The sequence below is a fragment of the Flavobacterium sp. genome, from assembly GCF_031423415.1.
In the GTDB taxonomy this organism is placed as follows: Bacteria; Bacteroidota; Bacteroidia; order Flavobacteriales; family Flavobacteriaceae; genus Flavobacterium.
Genome location: NZ_JANPFL010000146.1, coordinates 1 through 1,691 on the forward strand (window position 1 = coordinate 1; position 1,691 = coordinate 1,691).

2 protein-coding genes are annotated in these 1,691 nt (G+C 33.1%); one reads left to right on the plus strand and one right to left on the minus strand.

The features are described from left to right. A partial coding sequence (locus tag RMO83_RS12830) for an AAA family ATPase (protein ID WP_310560097.1) occupies positions 1 to 1,146 on the plus strand: 1,146 nt, incomplete at its 5' end. A 55-nt stretch (positions 1,147 to 1,201) separates the two neighbouring features. Here RMO83_RS12830 and RMO83_RS12835 read toward each other — a convergent pair. Then, positions 1,202 to 1,522, minus strand: coding sequence for a YbaB/EbfC family nucleoid-associated protein (locus RMO83_RS12835; RefSeq protein ID WP_310560098.1), 321 nt, complete (start codon positions 1,520 to 1,522; stop codon positions 1,202 to 1,204). Between the last annotated feature and the right edge of the window lie 169 nt (positions 1,523 to 1,691).

Genomic DNA, 1,691 nt, shown 5'->3' on the forward strand with positions numbered 1-1,691 from the left:
TCTCGTTTCTCTAAAGATTTAATTGCCGAAAAAGGCGATGCAACTCCAATTTCTTGGCTACACAGAAGCGAACGTTTCTTCGAAAAACTAGCCACGCCAGATGTTACTGTAGCCGATTTGATTGGCGATGTTGATCCTATAAAAGCATCCAACTTAAAATTATCGTATGCAGACGAAAGAGTAATTCATTTCGGGATGATTCCTCGTGCCAATCGTTGCATATTCGTCATCAATGAATTACCCGATTTACAAGCTAGAATTCAAGTTTCGTTGTTTAATATTTTGCAAGAAGGCGATATTCAGATTCGTGGTTTCAAATTAAGAATGCCACTGGATATGCAATTTGTATTTACCGCAAATCCGGAAGATTATACCAATCGTGGAAGCATTGTAACGCCATTAAAAGATAGAATTGGATCACAAATTTTAACGCATTATCCCGAAACTATCGAAATTGCTCGAACTATAACACACCAAGAATCTAAACTGGACAAAGCGCAATCGGACTTGGTTTATGTACCTAATCTAGCCAAAGATTTATTAGAACAAATAAGTTTTGAAGCCCGTGAAAGTGAATATATTGACAATAAAAGTGGTGTTTCTGCAAGATTAAGTATTACGGCTTACGAAAATTTATTAAGCACAGCTGAACGTCGTGCTTTAAAATCAGGAGCAGACAAAACTACTTTACGATTGTCTGATTTTATGGGAATTATTCCTGCTATTACAGGGAAAGTCGAGTTGGTTTACGAAGGCGAACAAGAAGGTTCGGCACAAGTGGCGCAACATCTTATTGGCGATGCGATTCATACTTTTTTCCCAGCCTATTTTCCTAAAATTGAAAAGCTAGAACGTGCAGATGCAAAAAATGAATATTCTGAATTAGTAGAATGGTTTTTTACCGAAAGCGGTTTCGAATTACTAGATTATTGCACAGATGAGGAATACAAAGCTATTCTAGACGAAGTAAAACCTTTGGAAAATTTGATTCAAAAATACCAACCACAATTGGCTAAGGAAGATCGTTATTTTATGAAAGAATTTATCCTTTGGGCACTTGTAGAATATGATAAATTGAGTAAAGACCGTTTTGAGAATGGCTATCAGTTTAAGGACATTTACGGAAGTTATATTGGTAAATTATAATTTTATGAATTGCGAATTATGAATTTAAAATATTTGATTCATAATTCGTAATTTTTTACTTAAACATATCTTCCATGCCAGGGATCATTGGCATATCTACTTTGGCAACAGCGTCAAGTTCTGCTTGGTTAACTTTTATAGCTTTTTCAATAGCTTTATTCATCACAAGAATAATATAATCTTCAAGTTGTTCTTTGTCTCCTAATAAAGCATCGTCAATTGTTACGCTTTTAACTTGATTATTGGCTGTTAAAGTTACTTTGAATAAACCGTCTGAACTTTGCTCGTCAATTAGTACCGAATCTAGTCTTTTTTTAGTTTCTTCTATTTTTTGTTGAGTATCACGTAGTTTACCCATCATTCCCATTAAATCCATGATAATAGTTTTTTTATTGTTGCAAATTTAATATATTGCGGGCTATAAATGGTATTTTTATTTGTGAAATTAATAGAATAAATTAAGCTTAATTTTATATAGAAAGATATTTACAGATTAACAAGTAAAAATGGAATTCAATATGAAAAACATATTTAAAATAGGTGCT